We start from the raw sequence: 16,615 nt of genomic DNA, 5'->3' as shown, positions 1-16,615 counted from the left end.
CGCCAAACCCGCTCTCGCCCTGGTTGGGCGGTCGTGATTATGCAGGCCAAACATCAAGCTTTTGCATGAAAACCGGCGTGAAATGCCGTGTTACAACGCTTGCCGCAGCCACCTCACATGATTATGGTGCGGCAGTTTTTTAACCGTCGATTACGGCCAAAGCATGAGTGCAGACTTCGCTTTTACGCCGTCAGGAGTTGTGCATGTTCAAGGGTTCCATTCCCGCTCTCGTAACACCATTCACCGCCACCGGCGCGGTGGATGCGGATGGTTTCGTCGCGCATGTGGAATGGCAGATAAAAGAAGGCAGCCATGGCCTGGTGCCCGTTGGCACCACCGGCGAGTCTCCGACCCTTTCGCATGATGAGCACAAGAAGGTGGTCGAGCTCTGCATCGAAGCGGCTGCCAAGCGCGTGCCTGTTATCGCCGGCGCCGGCTCCAACAACACGACGGAAGCGATCGAGCTTGCACAGCACGCCGAAAAGGCTGGCGCCGATGCGATCCTCGTGGTTACGCCCTACTACAACAAGCCGACGCAGAAGGGCCTCTTCGCGCACTATGCCGCGATCGCCGAGAGCGTGAAGCTGCCGATCGTCATCTACAACATCCCCGGTCGCTCGGTCGTGGATATGAGTGTCGAGACCATGGCGGCGCTCAGCAAGGCTTACGCCAACATCATCGGCGTCAAGGATGCCACCGGCAAGATCGAGCGCGTCTCCGAGCAGCGCATGGCCTGTGGTCCGGAGTTCGTCCAGCTTTCGGGCGAAGACGCAACCGCGCTCGGCTTCAACGCCCATGGCGGTGTTGGTTGCATTTCGGTCACGGCGAACGTTGCGCCGCGCCTTTGCGCCGAGTTCCAGCAAGCGACGCTTGCCGGCGATTATGCCAAGGCGCTTGCCTATCAGGACAAGTTGATGCCGTTGCACAAGGCGATCTTCATGGAGCCGGGTCTCTGCGGCGCCAAGTATGCGCTGAACCGCCTCGGCCGTATGAGCCGCACCGTGCGCTCGCCGCTGTTGCCGACGCTCGAGCCGGCAACCGAGGCTGCGATCGATGCAGCACTCAGACATGCAGGATTGATGAACTGATGGCACCCAAAGGAAGCCAGCGCACGGTCAACAAGGTTGTGGCGGAAAACCGTAAGGCACGCTTCAACTACGAGATCGTCGACACCTACGAGGCCGGTCTGGTTTTGACCGGCACCGAGGTCAAGTCGTTGCGCGAAGGCAAGGCCAACATTGCCGAATCCTATGCGACGGACGAGGGCGGCGAGATCTGGCTGATCAACTCCTATCTGCCGGAATATCTGCAGGCGAACCGTTTCAATCATGAAACGCGGCGGCGGCGGAAACTGCTCCTGTCGAAGCGCGAGGTCAACCGGTTGCAGGGCGCCGTCAACCGCGAAGGCATGTCGCTGATCCCGCTGAAGATCTACTTCAACGATCGCGGCCGCGCCAAGTTGGAGCTGGCGCTCGGCAAGGGCAAGAAGCTGCACGACAAGCGGGAGAGCTCGAAAGAGCGCGACTGGAACCGGCAGAAAAGCCGCCTGTTGAAAGACCGTGGCTAAGAAAAATCGCTTTGCGTTGCATACGCCAAAGACGGCCGATGCAACGCAGCTGTCGGCCACGGCGCGCTGAAAGCCCTGCCTGCAATTCTTGATATTTATTGAGAGAACTCAACGATCGACGTCGTTGACGCGGAGTGGTTCAAGCGGCGCTCGCGCAATCGCGATCACGCGCCTTGCGTTCGAATGAACGCCTCAGATCTCGACCGGATCGGCCACCGGCTCGGTGTTGTGTCGCGGGGTACGTTCGGACGGTTCGCGGCCGATTTCGGCACGCAGCGTCGCAAGATCGATAAAGTGGTCGGCCTGGCGGCGCAGGTCGTCGGCAATCATGGGCGGCTGCGTCGACATGGTCGAAACGACAGAAACCTTGCGCCCCCTGCGCTGCAGGGCTTCCACCAGCGTGGTGAAATCGCCGTCGCCGGAGAAGATGACGAGGTGATCGACGGTTTCGGACTGTTCCATGGCGTCGATCGCCAGTTCGATATCCATATTGCCCTTGATCTTGCGGCGGCCGAGCGAGTCGGTGAATTCCTTGGCCGGCTTCGTCACGACCTTGTAACCGTTATAGTCTAGCCAATCGATGAGCGGGCGGATTGAAGAGTATTCCTGATCCTCGATGAGGGCCGTGTAGTAGTAGGCGCGCAGCAGATAGCCGCGCTTCTGGAATGCTTTCAGGAGCTTACGATAGTCGATGTCGAAGCCGAGGCTTTTCGATGCCGCATAAAGATTCGCGCCGTCGATAAAGAGTGCGATTTTTTCGCGGGGGTCGAACATCGTCTTTCCTTTTTCAATCGCGGCGCATCAAAGGCCGCCTGCCGGCGGGTGCGCAAAAGTAAGTCGATTACATTAATAATTGCTGATATGGCAAATAATGTAGCTTATGTATTGCATTATTCCAGCCGCGCGCTCGCGAATATAGCTAGTTTTAGCAGTTGCTATAGATCGTCCACATCTCTGGGTCGCTTTTTCCATCAGGGGCTTTATTTATGGCCAGAAAATGCAACCTTAATGTGTGAGCGACGTCTCCAACTCATTCGCATCGCATTTTATCACGAAGTGTGACGTTACGTGAGCGTCCCTTGAAGGAAAAACTTGAACTTGCCTTGTTTTGATTGTATCCGGGCGCTTAATTCCAGAAATCGGACCCGATGAGGCGCCGTCAGGCGACTGCTCCGGTTTCGTGTTGTCAATCCGTGCAGCGGCGATGCCGCCGCGCTTCGAGCCCAAAAGGACAGGCAATGGCCCGCGTCACCGTCGAAGATTGCATCGACAAGGTCGATAACCGTTTCGAACTCGTTCTGCTTGCCAGCCACCGCGCGCGCCTGATTTCTCAGGGCGCCGCCATCACCATCGATCGCGACAACGACAAAAACCCCGTCGTCGCGCTCCGCGAGATTGCAGACGAGACCCTGTCTCCCGGCGACCTCAAGGAAGACCTGATCCACTCGCTGCAGAAGCATGTCGAAGTGGACGAGCCCGAGCCCGATCCGGCTTCGCTGCTTCAGGCCGATGCCGAGACGACGTTTACCGAAGTCGCCGAAGACGAAGATCAGCCGGAAGCCATCACCTTCGACCGCATGTCGGAAGAAGAACTGCTTGCCGGTATCGAAGGTCTGGTGCCGCCGGAAAAGAGCGACGACTACTGAGATCCGTCGCGGAACGCCCGTTCCCACGTGTTTTCAAAGCAGTGCGCCACTCGTATGATTGGCGCACTTTTTTATTGATTTCTTCTAGAGCGAGAAAAGGAAAGTGTTTGCGGTTTTCCGCCCGCATCCCGCTCTAAATTAGGAGAACGATCACGTTTATGATTTTAGGTCGATGGGACCTGAAATCATCATGATCTAGAGGATCGCCAGCGAATGATGCGCCAATACGAGCTCGTTGAGCGCGTGCAGAAGTACAAGCCCGACGTCAATGAAGCCTTGCTCAACAAGGCTTACGTCTATGCGATGCAGAAGCATGGCCAGCAGAAGCGGGCAAGCGGCGATCCCTACATATCCCATCCTCTGGAGGTGGCGGCGATCCTGACCGAGATGCGTCTCGACGAGTCGACCATCGCCGTTGCTCTTCTGCACGACACGATCGAGGACACGACGGCCACACGGCAGGAAATCGACGATCTCTTCGGCGAGGATATCGGCGCGCTCGTCGAAGGACTGACGAAGATCAAGAAGCTCGATCTCGTCACCAAGAAGGCCAAGCAGGCGGAGAACCTGCGCAAGCTGCTGCTCGCCATTTCGGACGATGTGCGGGTTTTGCTCGTGAAGCTCGCCGACCGGCTGCACAACATGCGCACGCTCGACCACATGTCGGCGGAAAAGCGCGCCCGCATCTCCGAAGAGACCATGGATATCTACGCGCCGCTCGCCGGCCGCATGGGTATGCAAGACATGCGTGAGGAGCTCGAAAACCTCTCGTTCCGCCATATCAATCCCGAGGCCTTCGAAACGGTCACCCGGCGGCTGGAGGAATTGTCCGAGCGCAACGAGGGCCTGATCAAGAAGATCGAGGACGAGCTTCGCGAGCTGCTTCAGGCCGAGGGCCTGAAGGCGGCGCAGGTGAAGGGTCGGCAGAAGAAGCCCTATTCGGTCTTCCGCAAGATGCAGTCGAAGTCGCTGTCCTTCGAGCAGCTGTCCGACGTCTGGGGCTTCCGCATCATCGTCGACGATATCCCGTCCTGCTACCGGGCGCTCGGCATCGTCCATACGCGCTGGCGCGTCGTCCCGGGCCGCTTCAAGGATTACATCTCGACACCGAAGCAGAACGACTACCAGTCGATCCACACCACCATTGTCGGCCCGTCCCGCCAGCGCATCGAGCTACAGATCCGCACCCGACGCATGAACGACATCGCCGAATACGGTATCGCGGCGCACTCGCTCTACAAGGACAGGGAGGGCAAGGAGGGTGCGTCGGCAGATGCGGCCCTGTCGCCGACGTCGAACGCCTATTCCTGGCTCCGGCGCACGATCGAATCGCTCGCGGAAGGCGACAACCCGGAAGAGTTCCTGGAGCACACCAAGCTCGAACTTTTCCAGGATCAGGTATTCTGCTTCACGCCCAAGGGCCAGTTGATCGCACTGCCGCGCGGCGCGACGCCAATCGACTTTGCCTATGCCGTTCACACAAATATTGGTGACACCTGCGTCGGCGCCAAGATCAACGGCCGTATCATGCCGCTGGTCACCCGCCTCAATAATGGCGACGAAGTGGAGATCATCCGCTCGGGCATCCAGGTGCCGCCGCCGGCCTGGGAAGAAATCGTCGTTACCGGCAAGGCCCGCTCGGCGATCCGCCGCGCGACGCGTGCGGCCATCCGCAAGCAATATGCCGGCCTCGGCTATCGCATTCTTGAGCGCACCTTCGAGCGCGCCGGCAAGAGCTTTTCGCGCGAGGCGCTGAAGCCGGCGCTGCATCGGCTCGGTCAGAAGGAAGTCGAGGACGCCATCGCCTCCGTCGGCCGTGGCGAGCTTTCCTCGCTCGACGTGCTGCGTGCGGTCTTCCCGGATCATCAGGACGAGCGGGTCACGGTGAAGCCCAGTGCCGACGACGGCTGGTTCAACATGCGCAGTGCCGCCGGCATGGTGTTCAAGTTGCCGGGCCGCGGCAAGGATGCCAACGGTGTCGCCCAGGTCGAGGGGCCGGAGGCCCTGCCGATCCGCGGTCTCTCGGGCAATGCCGAGGTTCATTTCAGCCCGGCCGGGGCCATCCCGGGCGACCGCATCGTCGGCATCATGGAGAAGGACAAGGGGATCACCATCTACCCGATCCAGTCGCCGATCCTGCAGAAGTTCGATGACGAGCCGGAGCGCTGGATCGACGTGCGCTGGGATCTGGACGAGGCCAACAGCAGCCGCTTCATCGCCCGCATCGCGATCAGCGCCCTGAACGAGCCGGGGACGCTGGCCGAGGTGGCCCAGGCGATCGCCACCAGCGACGTCAACATCCGGACTTTGTCGATGGGGCGCGTGGCTGCGGACTTCAGCGAACTGCAGTTCGACCTCGAAGTCTGGGACCTGCGCCAGCTCAACCACCTGATCACGCAGCTCAAGGAATTGCCGAGCGTGTCCATGGTGAAGCGCCTGTTCGAATGAGCCGACTGGCCGCGCCTTGCGCAAATGCCTGCAAAACAGGCAGCCTGCGCGGGGCGAAATGGCAAGCCATGCCATCAGCGCATGGCTGCCGCTATTTCCTGTGTCTGGTGGAACAGGGACCTCTAAACTATCTTCTCGGTCGGGAGGTAAACAAAGAGGTTTGCCATGTTTAATCAGTTGAAGAAGATCACCCGCGCTCTGCGCGTCCCCACTCAGGAAGAGCGCGAGCTCGCCTATCTCAATAACTCGGTCGACCGTATCGACCTCGAGTACCGCCAGCGCCAGATCGATCGCGGCCTGTTCCGTAACTACTAAGCCCGCTGCGTCCCGTCTTCTGGCGGGATGCCGAGCCATGCGTTCGGTGGATGGCTCGCCTGCGACATGCGCGCGGCGCCTGTGCGGGTTGCAAGCGACAGGCAGGACGCCTATCTTGCGGCCAGAAAACAGGCGGACGCGCGGTCTTGTGCCGGCTGACGGCTTCAAGACGCGGTCATGACGGCATATGTTATTCAGGCGCAGAAAACCGGTTACGATTTCCGAAAGGCTGCGGTCCATCGTTTGGCCGCGCAAGGGTTTTGCACGCGGCCTGCGTTATGTGACGCTGCGTGTGTTGCGCCTTTCATCGACACCGCATTCGATTGCCGTCGGCGTGGCGGCGGGTGCCGCTTCGTCCTTCACGCCATTTTTCGGTCTGCACATCCTTATAGCGGTTGCGCTCGCTTTCCTGTTCTCGGGCAATCTCGTGGCGGCGGCGATCACGACCGCGCTCGCCAATCCCGTCACGATCCCGATGATCCTGACGGCGTCCTACGAACTCGGGACGGCAATCCTCGGCGTCGAGAGCGCACACGCTGCGAGCTCGGCCGACGTCATGCGCATGGTCGAGCACCTCGACCTTCCGGCCCTTTGGGGTCCGGTGTTCAAGCCGATGCTGGTCGGCTCATTGCCGCTCGCGGCAGGCGGCGCCGTCCTTTCCTATATTGCGGCCTACCAGGCGGCCCGGCTCTTCCAAAAGCGCCGCCGGGCACGCACCAAAGAGCTCGGATCCTCTTCATGATCATAGGCATAGGCAGCGATCTGATCGATATCAGGCGGATCGAAAACTCGCTTTCCCGCTTCGGCGAGCGCTTCGTTCAGCGCTGTTTCACCGAAATCGAGATCGCCAAGTCCGAAGGGCGGAAGAACCGCGCGGCATCCTACGCCAAGCGCTTCGCCGCCAAGGAAGCCTGTTCCAAGGCGCTCGGCACAGGCCTCGCGCAGGGCGTCTTCTGGAAGGACATGGGGGTCATCAATTTGCCGGGCGGCAAGCCGACAATGAACCTGACCGGCGGTGCCGCCGCGCGTCTGGAGCAGATGTTGCCGCCGCATCATCGCGCCGCCATTCATCTGACGATTACCGATGATTTTCCACTGGCCCAGGCCTTCGTGATTATCGAGGCGCTGCCCGTTGCCCCGATTGAGGGAACGGTTTAGAGCATTCCGCTGGAAAAACCGGCCCTGACCGATTGAAGGGGCGGCGGTTTGCAGCATATGAGACCGGGATTGCGCGCAGTCCAAAGCCGGACCGAGAGTACGGACAAAAGTTGAGAGCAGGCCCCGCGCGGGCGTTGCGATGATAAAGGAACACAGTAGCGTGGCAGAAAAGACAGAAGCGAAGCAGAGCGGCCTCTGGGAGAACGTGAAGGTCGTCATCCAGGCATTGCTCCTGGCCTTGGTCATCCGTACGGTTCTCTTTCAGCCCTTCACCATTCCGTCCGGCTCGATGATGCCGACGCTGCTGGTTGGCGACTACATCTTCGTCAACAAGTTCGCCTACGGCTTCTCCAAGTACTCGCTGCCGCTTTCGCCCGATCTGTTCTCCGGCCGCATCTTTGCAAGTGAGCCGAAGCGCGGCGATATCGTCGTCTTCCGCTTCCCGCCGAACCCGGATATCGACTACATCAAGCGCCTCGTTGGCCTGCCGGGCGACCGCATCCAGGTGCGCAACAGCATCCTCTACATCAACGACAAGCCGGTCGAGCGCACGCCGGATGGCGGCTTCCGCGCCGACGACCAGTACGACACCGGCGGCGACGTTCCGGTTTTCCGCGAAACGATGGACAATGGCGTCTCCTATGACACGCTTGACCAGTTCCCGGATGCGCGCGGCGACAATACCCGCGAATTCATCGTGCCCGCCGGCCATTACTTCATGATGGGCGACAACCGCGACAACTCGGCTGACAGCCGCTTCGACGTCGGCTTCGTGCCTGCCGAAAACCTCGTCGGCCGCGCCAGCATGATCTTCTTCTCGCTCGGTCACGACACCTCGTTCCGCGAAGTGTGGAAGTGGCCGACGAACCTGCGCTACGACCGTCTGTTCAAGGCGGTCGAATGATGAAGTCGCGGTCGCTGGGCGCGGAGGATCGGGTAAAGCTTGAGGCCGTGATCGGTTATCAGTTCACGGAGAAGGAGCGCCTTGATCGGGCGCTCACCCATTCCAGCGCGCGAAGCGCCAAGGGTTCCAACTATCAGCGCCTCGAATTCCTGGGTGACCGGGTGCTCGGGCTTTGCGTGGCGGAGCTTCTGTTCCAGACCTTTCGCGATGCCAATGAGGGCGAGCTTTCGGTCCGGCTGAACCAGCTCGTCAGCGCCGAAAGCTGCGCCAAGGTCGCCGATGACCTGGAGCTGCACCAATTCATCCGCACAGGCTCGGACGTCAAGAAGATAACCGGCAAGGCGATGATGAATGTGCGGGCGGATGTGGTAGAGTCGCTGATCGCCGCCATCTATCTCGACGGCGGTCTCGAAGCTGCCCGGGGCTTCGTGCTGCGCCATTGGAAAGATCGCGCGGTGCGTGCCGATGGGGCGCGCCGCGATGCAAAGACCGAATTGCAGGAATGGGCGCATGCCAAGTTCGGCATTGCGCCGGCCTACCGGACGGATGAGCGCTCCGGCCCCGACCACGACCCCCGCTTCACGGTAACCGTCGAAGTTACGGGTGTCGCGCCGGAGACCGGAACGGACAGATCCAAGCGCGGAGCCGAGCAGGTGGCCGCGACGAAATTGTTGGAACGCGAAGGCGTGTGGCGGAAGAGTTCCGCCGGAAATTGACGGAAAACATGACGGACATGGAAAAAGATACGGCCGCCGAAGGCGCGCCGACCCACTCGGGCTTCGTGGCGATGATCGGAGCGACCAACGCAGGCAAGTCGACCCTGGTCAACCGCCTCGTCGGTGCCAAGGTTTCGATCGTCAGCCACAAGGTGCAGACGACGCGCGCGATCGTGCGTGGCATTGCCATTCATGACAACGCCCAGATCGTTTTCATGGACACGCCCGGCATCTTCAAGCCGCGCCGCCGGCTCGACCGCGCCATGGTCACGACCGCCTGGGGCGGCGCCAAGGATGCGGATGTGATCATGTTCCTGATCGACAGCGAACGCGGCCTGAAGGGCGATGCGGAAGCGATCCTCGAGGGGCTGAAGGAAGTGCACCAGCCGAAGATCCTGGTGCTGAACAAGATCGACCAGGTGCGTCCCGAAGACCTCTTGAAGCTGGCGGCTGCCGCCAACGAGACGATCAAGTTCGAGCGCACCTTCATGATCTCGGCGCTGAACGGCTCGGGCTGCACGGATCTGATGGATTACCTGGCTGAGACGCTGCCGGAAGGCCCCTGGTACTATCCGGAAGACCAGATCTCCGATCTGCCGATGCGCCAGCTTGCCGCTGAAATCACCCGCGAAAAGCTCTTCCTGCGGCTGCACCAGGAACTTCCCTATGCCTCGCATGTCGAAACCGAGAAGTGGGAAGAGCGCAAGGACGGCTCGGTGCGCATCGAGCAGGTGATCTATGTCGAGCGCGAGAGCCAGAAGAAGATCGCGCTTGGCAAGGGCGGCGATGCGATCAAGGCGATCTCGACCGCATCGCGCAAGGAGATCTCCGAGATCCTTGAGCAGCCGGTGCACCTGTTCCTGTTCGTCAAGGTACGCGAAAACTGGGGCGACGACCCCGAGCGCTTCCGCGAAATGGGTCTGGAATTTCCGCGATAAGGCCGCACGCACACCGTTTGGTGTGATGTTTTACGGCACCCGTTGAAGCGGGTGCCGTATCAAACGCAGGCGGCCTCAGGCGCCCGCTATCAGCTTTCCTTTTGCATCGAGAACTGGTTCGCCGTCCTCCTTCGAGAACGGGCCCTTGTGCGTGTCCGGCAGGATGTCGAGCACCCGTTCGGATGGACGGCAGAGCCGCGTTCCGATCGGCGTCACCACGAAGGGGCGGTTGATGAGGATCGGGTGGGCCATCATTGCGTCGATCAGCCGATCGTCGCTGACCGTGGGCTCGCCAAGCCCGAGTTCCGCATAGGGCGTGCCTTTCTCGCGGAGTGCGTCCCGCACCGTCAGGCCGGCATCGGCAATCATTTTTTCCAGCGCCTGCCGCGACGGCGGGGCCTGCAGATACTCGATCACCGTCGGCTCGATACCGGCGTTGCGGATCATCGCCAGCGTGTTGCGCGAGGTGCCGCAGGCGGGGTTGTGGTAGATCGTGACGTTCATGCGCTTGCCTTCCGCGGTGTTGAGACCGCCGCTGCGGCCAGCTTCGACGGTTGCTCAAAGCCATAGGGTCGAAGCTTGCCGCAGGCAAGTCGGCCGCCCGTGTCAGTTCGTACCGGCGTCAGCGACCTGCCGCTTTGCGAGCGCCGGGCCGATCATCTCGATCCGGTTGGTCCAGATGTAGCCGGAGAACCCTGGCGGTACCATTTCCAGGTCCTGCATCGTGTCGATGCCGGTGGTGAAATCGCCGCCGCCATAGGGACCGAGCAGGATGATCTCGCTTCCGGCCGCCTTCATCCGTGCAGCGAAACGGTCGGGCCAGCCCCAGAGAAGCGGCGCATAATTGCCGGGCACGATCACAAACGTGTTCTTGCACGCGTCCGGCATCAGGCCGCTCCAGCCGTAGCCGAGATAACGGGTCAGGCACGCCATCGTTGACGTCCGGTCGTAGCCTCGCATCCCTTGCAGGCGTTTCAGCGTCTCGCGGGTCGGCTCCTCGCCGCCATAGACGCCGAACACGGCCTCCCGCCATTGCGGTTGCGCGTCGACACGCGTTGCGAGTTCAGCGCCTTCCTCGGCGCGCCGGCTCTTGAAGTTGATCAGGAACTTGCGGTCGGGCAGGGCGGCCAGCACCTCCTCGAGCGTCGGCATCTGGCCGACGCCCTTGCCGCGGAACGGGAAGGTCTTGCCGCCGTCGGCCGTGTAGCCATAGCCGATGTCGAGAGACTTCAGCGCCGTCATCGGCGTTTCCTCGGTCACGCCCTTGGCCTCGGTCCGGCAATCGAGCGTCCAGTCGTGGAAGACGGCGAACTGTCTGTCGGGCGTCAGATGCACGTCGAGTTCGACGACATCTGCGCCGGCGTCGAAGGCGGCCTGCATCGAGGCGATCGTGTTTTCGAGATAGGGATGCTCCGGCGTCCTGATGATCGTTGCCGTACACGTGTCCCTGCCGACGTTGTCCTTCGGATAGGTTTGATGCATGCCTCGGTGGGCAAGCAGTTTTGCGGTGCCCGCCGGCGGCGCGACGAACAACGATGTGTTCATCAACCACACGACCGCGACAAACAGCACGAAAATGGCAAGCGCTTTCTTCATCCTGATTCTCCTCTGGGAATCGGGATTGCCCGACATTGTGGCGCGACGATGTTGTTTTGCACGTATCGCGTGCGTGCGTGTCGCGGATTGCGAACAATGTGTCACCCGCGCGCGCGGTTGACCGTGGTCCGGGCCCCGTGAGAGGTAGCCGTCACAGACTTGCGATCCAGGAGAAAGAGATGCCGCAGCTCGTCGAGGGAAAATGGGTCAAGGGCGACGTTGCGGCGAGCGAGATGAAGGGCGGCGCGTTCCATCGCGAGCCGACGCGGTTTCACCGCTGGATCACGCCCGATGGCAGGCCGGGCCCGGAAGGGCAGGAGGCCTTGCCAGCCGAGGCCGGGCGCTTCCGCCTGTTCGTTTCCTATCTCTGCCCTTGGGCCTCGCGTACGATCGCCTTCCGCAATCTCAAGGGCTTGCAGGACATTGTCGGCTTGACCGTTTCCAATCCGGAACTGGGCGAAGATGGCTGGGTCTATGACGAGCCTGTCGATGCCGGCGCGCGCGTCGGCAAGATCCGCTTCCATCACGAACTCTATGTGGCGAGCGATCCGACCTACACCGGTAAGGTCTCTGTTCCCGTGCTCTGGGACATGCGCGAAGGGCGGATCGTCAACAACGAGTCCGCCGATATCATCCGCATCTTGAACTCGGCCTTTGATGGGCTCACCGGCAACCGGCTCGACTTCTACCCCGAGGCGCTGCGTGCCGAGATCGACCGCTGGAACGGCCCGATTTACGAGCGTGTCAACAACGGCGTCTATCGATCCGGCTTCGCCAAGACCCAGGGCGCCTATGACGAGGCGGTGGCAAGCCTCTTTGGCATGCTCGACGAACTGGAGGCCCACCTTGCGGACAATCGTTACCTCGCCGGCGAGCACCTGACCGAGGCCGACATCCGCCTCTTCGTTACCCTCGTTCGCTTCGACGCGGCCTATCACGGGGCGTTCAAATGCAACATCCGCCGGATCGAGGATTATCCGGCGCTGTCGAATTACCTCCGCGAGATCTACCAGTGGCCAGGCATCCGCGAGAGCGTACGCATCGACCATATCAAGCGCGGCTACTATGGCATCGTCCACATCAACCCGACGCGCATCGTTCCGGCAGGCCCGCTGCTCGATTTCTACCGGCCCCATGACCGCGCGCGTCTGCCCGGTCTAGGCGTCGCTGAAGTCTAGGTTTGTTTCTCAGCATTTGCTAAGGAAACAAATTTATGAGGGGCCATAAAGAACCCATTGTCAATCGATCGAAGCTTCCTACCTTAATTTGAGTTCTGATGGATAGGAGCCCGATGGCGGCTGCCTGACGAAGTCGCGGCGATGTGCCCGCCGAATACCCGTGAGGCTACGCCCGTGCCGGTTCTCGCCGCTTCCGGACGCGCTGGCGCCTGTTCCCGATGCGCCCCGCGCAACCACTCCTGAAGCCCCGAAAGAGCCGACCCTTCGCATCTCTCATGCACCAGGACACGTTCGGTAGCTCTGGTAGGGGTGGGATATGAATGCAGCATTGTTGACATTGCTTCGCCGTCTGGTGCGCAACGGTAACCTGACGGTTGTATTTTCTTCCGGTGAAAAAGTGATCCTGGGTGACGGCAGCGGAAAGCCGGCATCAATCCGCATCATCGATGCGGAGGCGGAGGCGGCGATCGTTCGTGATCCCGGTCTTCGTTTCGGTGAAATGTATATGGACGGGCGTGTCGTCATCGAGAAGGGCGACATCTTTGATGTGCTCTCGATCGTCAAGGAAAACGGCATCGAGAACGCGGCCAATGCCACCAACACGATGACCGGCCTGTGGCATGTGTTGCGTCAGCAATTGCTGAGCCGAATCCCGGTCAATCGTAACCGGCACAACGTCGCCCATCACTACGACCTTGATCGCAAGCTTTTCGACCTGTTCCTCGACGAGGACTGGCAATATTCCTGCGCCTATTTTCAACCGCAGGGCATATCGCTCGATGCCGCGCAGCTCGCCAAAAAACGGCATATCGCGGCAAAGCTCCTGCTGGAGCCGGGCCAGAAGGTGCTGGAGGTCGGCTCCGGCTGGGGCGGCATGGCCATGTATCTGGCCGAATCCTCGGGCGTTGAGGTCACCGGCATCACGCTCAGCGAAGAGCAGCTGAAGGTCTCGCGGGATCGTGCCGCCAGGCGTGGGCTCTCCGATCGGGTCCGCTTCGAACTGCAGGACTACCGCACTTTGCAGGGCCGGCAGTTCGACCGCATCGTCTCGGTCGGCATGTTCGAGCATGTCGGCATCGGCAACTACGGCAACTTTTTCGACAAGATGAACGCGCTGTTGAAGCCCGACGGCGTCATGCTGCTGCATTCGATCGGCCAGATCTACAAGCCCTGGGCCACCAACCCGTGGATCGAGAAGTACATCTTCCCCGGCGGCTATATCCCGGCGATTTCGGAGGTCCTGCCTTCCGTCGAGCGCACGCGGCTGCTGGTGAAGGATGTCGAAATCCTGCCGATGCACTATGCCTGGACGTTGAAAGCCTGGCGCGAGCGTTTCGTCGCCCGGCGCGAAGAGGCGATCAAGCTCTATGACGAGCGGTTCTTCCGCATGTGGGAGTTCTATCTGGCTGCGTCTGAGACGGCCTTCCTCTACGACAAGCACTTCATCTTCCAGCTGCAGATCTCACCGTCTCTCGGTGCCGTCCCGGCCTCGCGCGGCTATATCGAGGAGAGGGAGCGGCAATTGATCGAGTTCGAAAAGCGCCGGCCGCCGCTCGAGCCAGTCAACACCTGGGACGTCGTGCCCGAGCAGGAGCATGTCGAGCCTGCCGCCATGGCGTGCTGAACCATCGGCCGTCCCGCCTGAAAGCGGGGCGGTCGATCCATCTTCTGTGGAGTTCCGGTTTTCCGCTGAAGGCCTTCACTTGGCCTTCAAGGTCTGCGCCTTTATGGTCGCCGATCAACAGCAAAGACGGAATTCCCATATGGCCAGCCCTGCAAAACCCATCGCCGCCATCATCGCCAGCGAAATCAAGGCGACACCTTCGCAGGTCGTCGCGGCGGTCGAGCTGCTCGACGAGGGCGCCACGGTGCCGTTCATCGCGCGTTACCGCAAGGAAGTGACGGGCGGGCTCGACGATACGCAGCTGCGTATGCTTTCGGAACGGCTGACCTATCTGCGCGAACTCGAGGCGCGCCGTGCATCGATCCTCGAATCGATCCGCGGCCAGGACAAGCTGACCGCCGAACTCGAAGCCAAGATCGCCGCCGTCGAAACCAAGGCCGAACTCGAAGACATCTATCTGCCCTATAAGCCAAAGCGCCGCACCAAGGCGGAAATCGCCCGCGAGCGTGGCCTCGGGCCTCTGGCAGAAGCGATCCTTGCTGATCGCTCCATAGCACCTGCCGACCGCGCCGCGGCCTTCCTGACTGCAGAGGTGGCCGATGTGAAGACGGCGCTCGATGGTGCGCGCGATATCATCGCCGAAGGCATGACGGAGAATGCCGATCTGCTCGGCCGCCTGCGCAACCACATGAAGGGGGCCGCCTTCCTGCGCGCCAAGGTCGTCGATGGCAAACAGGAGGCGGGTGCCAAGTTCTCCGACTACTTCGATCATTCCGAGCGCTGGGCGACGACGCCAGGCCATCGCGCCCTGGCCATGCTGCGGGGCTGGAACGAAGAGGTGCTGTCCGTCGATATCGTCGTCGACCAGGATGATACCTCGCCGGTCAAGCCGGTCGAGCGCATGATCGCTGCCGCCTACAATGTCGGTGGCCACCTGCCGGGCGACAAGTGGCTTGCCGAGATGATCGGCTGGACCTGGCGCGTGAAGCTCTCCATGTCGCTGTCGCTCGATCTCATGCGCGAACTGCGTGAGCGCGCCGAGGAAGAGGCGATCCACGTCTTTGCCCGCAACCTCAAGGATCTGCTGCTGGCCGCACCTGCGGGATCGCGGGCGACCATGGGGCTTGATCCGGGCATCCGCACCGGCGTCAAGGTCGCCATCGTCGACGGCACCGGCAAGTTGCTCGAAACCACAACCGTCTACCCGTTTCCGCCGAAGAACGACGTCCGTGGCACCCAGGCGGAACTCGCTTCGCTCATTCGCAAGCACAAGGTGGAGCTGATCGCCATCGGCAACGGCACCGGCAGCCGCGAAACCGAAAAGCTCGTGACCGACATGCTCTCGCAGCTCCCGGCGCCGAAGCCGACCAAGGTCATCGTTTCCGAAGCCGGTGCCTCGGTTTACTCGGCTTCCGAAACCGCCGCCCTGGAATTCCCGGGTCTCGACGTTTCGCTGCGCGGTGCGGTCTCGATCGCCCGCCGCCTGCAGGATCCGTTGGCTGAACTCGTGAAGATCGAGCCGAAGTCGATCGGCGTCGGCCAGTACCAGCACGATGTCGACCAGTCGAAGCTCAGCCGTTCGCTGGATGCGGTGGTGGAAGACGCGGTGAATGCCGTCGGTGTCGATGTCAACACGGCTTCTGCGCCGCTGCTGGCGCGCGTTTCAGGCCTCGGCAAATCCTCCGCCGAGGCGATCGTCGCTCATCGCGATGCGACCGGCCCGTTTGCGAGCCGCAAGGAACTGTTGAACGTGCCACGGCTCGGCGCGCGCACCTTCGAGCAGTGCGCGGGCTTCCTACGCATTCCCAACGGCAAAGAGCCGCTCGACGCCTCCTCGGTCCACCCGGAGGCCTATGGTGTCGCCAAGAAAATTGTTGCTGCCTGTGGTCGCGACGTACGTGCGCTGATGGGCGACAGCGTCGCGCTGAAGAGCCTCGATCCGAAGGTTTTCGTCGACGAGCGCTTCGGCTTGCCGACGGTCAAGGACATCCTTGCGGAACTGGAAAAGCCCGGTCGCGACCCGCGCCCGAGTTTCAAGACCGCGACCTTCGCCGACGGTATCGACGACATCAAGGACCTGAAGGTCGGCATGCAGCTCGAGGGCACCGTGACCAATGTCGCCGCCTTCGGCGCCTTCGTCGACATCGGCGTGCACCAGGACGGCCTCGTGCATGTGTCCCAGCTCGCGGATCGCTTCGTCAAGGATCCGCATGAGGTGGTAAAGGCCGGCGATGTGGTGACCGTTCGTGTCACGGAGGTCGATGTTCCGCGCAAGCGGATCGGCCTCACCATGCGCAAGGATGGTGGCGCCGAGACGGGCCGCGAGCCGCGGTCGGGCGCGCCGGGCGGCAACAACAATCGTGGTCCCGCCCCGCGCCAGCAGAAGCCGCAGCAACCGGCTCAGGGCGCCTTCGGTGCGGCGCTGATGGAAGCGATGAAGCGCAAATAGGGCAGGCCTTCGCCGCGGGCGCATCCGGCGCCCCCGGCCGCATGCTCTATAAATTAGCTAATTGTAATAATCCGGC

The 16,615-nt window shown here is 61.6% G+C and carries 16 protein-coding genes; 13 read left to right on the top strand and 3 right to left on the bottom strand.

The annotated features are described in order from the left end of the window. The first annotated feature begins 203 nt into the window (after positions 1–203). Together dapA and smpB are read left to right on the top strand one after the other, a co-directional pair. A complete protein-coding gene (gene dapA, locus OVA00_RS13485; protein WP_060522097.1) occupies positions 204–1,088 on the top strand; it encodes a 4-hydroxy-tetrahydrodipicolinate synthase in 885 nt (294 codons plus the stop codon). Further along, positions 1,088–1,567: an SsrA-binding protein SmpB gene (gene smpB / locus OVA00_RS13480; protein WP_034804150.1), complete on the top strand. Its 480-nt coding sequence runs from the start codon at positions 1,088–1,090 to the stop codon at positions 1,565–1,567. The genes dapA and smpB overlap by 1 nt, the downstream gene beginning before the upstream one ends. A 192-nt stretch (positions 1,568–1,759) precedes the next feature. Here smpB and OVA00_RS13475 read toward each other — a convergent pair whose 3' ends face one another. After that, positions 1,760–2,341, bottom strand: a complete 582-nt coding sequence (locus OVA00_RS13475) for a LabA-like NYN domain-containing protein (protein ID WP_034804147.1) — start codon at positions 2,339–2,341, stop codon at positions 1,760–1,762. Positions 2,342–2,805: 464 nt separating this feature from the next. On the opposite strand from OVA00_RS13475, the gene rpoZ reads away from it, so the two are divergent. The 8 genes from rpoZ to era all read left to right on the top strand — a co-directional run bounded on the left by rpoZ (position 2,806) and on the right by era (position 9,692). Further along, on the top strand, positions 2,806–3,213 hold the full coding sequence (gene rpoZ, locus OVA00_RS13470) for a DNA-directed RNA polymerase subunit omega (RefSeq protein ID WP_112975743.1): 408 nt from the start codon (positions 2,806–2,808) through the stop codon (positions 3,211–3,213). Positions 3,214–3,426: 213 nt separating this feature from the next. Next, positions 3,427–5,661, top strand: a complete 2,235-nt coding sequence (locus tag OVA00_RS13465; RefSeq protein WP_034804141.1) for a RelA/SpoT family protein — start codon at positions 3,427–3,429, stop codon at positions 5,659–5,661. Positions 5,662–5,826: 165 nt separating this feature from the next. After that, on the top strand, positions 5,827–5,976 hold the full coding sequence (locus OVA00_RS13460) for a DUF3563 family protein (protein WP_112975742.1): 150 nt from the start codon (positions 5,827–5,829) through the stop codon (positions 5,974–5,976). Between the two features lie 187 nt (positions 5,977–6,163). Next, positions 6,164–6,718: a DUF2062 domain-containing protein gene (locus tag OVA00_RS13455; RefSeq protein WP_060580957.1), complete on the top strand. Its 555-nt coding sequence runs from the start codon at positions 6,164–6,166 to the stop codon at positions 6,716–6,718. After that, positions 6,715–7,134, top strand: coding sequence for a holo-ACP synthase (acpS, locus tag OVA00_RS13450; protein ID WP_034804122.1), 420 nt, complete (start codon positions 6,715–6,717; stop codon positions 7,132–7,134). Before OVA00_RS13455 ends, acpS begins: the two co-directional genes overlap by 4 nt. A gap of 160 nt (positions 7,135–7,294) precedes the next feature. Then, a complete protein-coding gene (gene lepB, locus OVA00_RS13445) occupies positions 7,295–8,038 on the top strand; it encodes a signal peptidase I (RefSeq protein WP_060522099.1) in 744 nt (247 codons plus the stop codon). Continuing rightward, positions 8,038–8,754 (top strand): ribonuclease III, encoded by a 717-nt coding sequence (gene rnc, locus OVA00_RS13440; protein ID WP_090294803.1) that lies wholly within the window; start codon positions 8,038–8,040, stop codon positions 8,752–8,754. Before lepB ends, rnc begins: the two co-directional genes overlap by 1 nt. 8 nt (positions 8,755–8,762) lie before the next feature. Next, positions 8,763–9,692: a GTPase Era gene (era, locus tag OVA00_RS13435; RefSeq protein ID WP_034804323.1), complete on the top strand. Its 930-nt coding sequence runs from the start codon at positions 8,763–8,765 to the stop codon at positions 9,690–9,692. A gap of 75 nt (positions 9,693–9,767) precedes the next feature. Here the strand turns inward: era and arsC are convergent, their stop codons facing one another. Both arsC and OVA00_RS13425 read right to left on the bottom strand, forming a co-directional pair. Next, the gene (gene arsC / locus OVA00_RS13430) at positions 9,768–10,196 is read right to left on the bottom strand and encodes an arsenate reductase (glutaredoxin) (protein WP_268089116.1); all 429 of its coding nucleotides are present in this window, start codon (positions 10,194–10,196) and stop codon (positions 9,768–9,770) included. A gap of 102 nt (positions 10,197–10,298) precedes the next feature. Next, positions 10,299–11,288 (bottom strand): glycerophosphodiester phosphodiesterase family protein, encoded by a 990-nt coding sequence (locus OVA00_RS13425; RefSeq protein WP_113553257.1) that lies wholly within the window; start codon positions 11,286–11,288, stop codon positions 10,299–10,301. 179 nt (positions 11,289–11,467) lie between these two features. On the opposite strand from OVA00_RS13425, the gene OVA00_RS13420 reads away from it, so the two are divergent. The 3 genes from OVA00_RS13420 (at position 11,468) to OVA00_RS13410 (ending at position 16,539) form a co-directional block, all read left to right on the top strand. Continuing rightward, the gene (locus OVA00_RS13420; RefSeq protein WP_268089113.1) at positions 11,468–12,466 is read left to right on the top strand and encodes a glutathione S-transferase family protein; all 999 of its coding nucleotides are present in this window, start codon (positions 11,468–11,470) and stop codon (positions 12,464–12,466) included. A gap of 316 nt (positions 12,467–12,782) precedes the next feature. Then, on the top strand, positions 12,783–14,090 hold the full coding sequence (locus tag OVA00_RS13415; RefSeq protein ID WP_051659668.1) for an SAM-dependent methyltransferase: 1,308 nt from the start codon (positions 12,783–12,785) through the stop codon (positions 14,088–14,090). Between the two features lie 139 nt (positions 14,091–14,229). Further along, positions 14,230–16,539, top strand: a complete 2,310-nt coding sequence (locus OVA00_RS13410; RefSeq protein WP_090294631.1) for a Tex family protein — start codon at positions 14,230–14,232, stop codon at positions 16,537–16,539. Positions 16,540–16,615: the final 76 nt, after the last annotated feature.

Origin of the sequence: Ensifer sp. SL37, from assembly GCF_026672675.1 — a bacterium.
Taxonomy (GTDB): Bacteria; Pseudomonadota; Alphaproteobacteria; order Rhizobiales; family Rhizobiaceae; genus Ensifer; species Ensifer adhaerens.
This window is presented reverse-complemented; position numbering and strand designations above follow the sequence as displayed.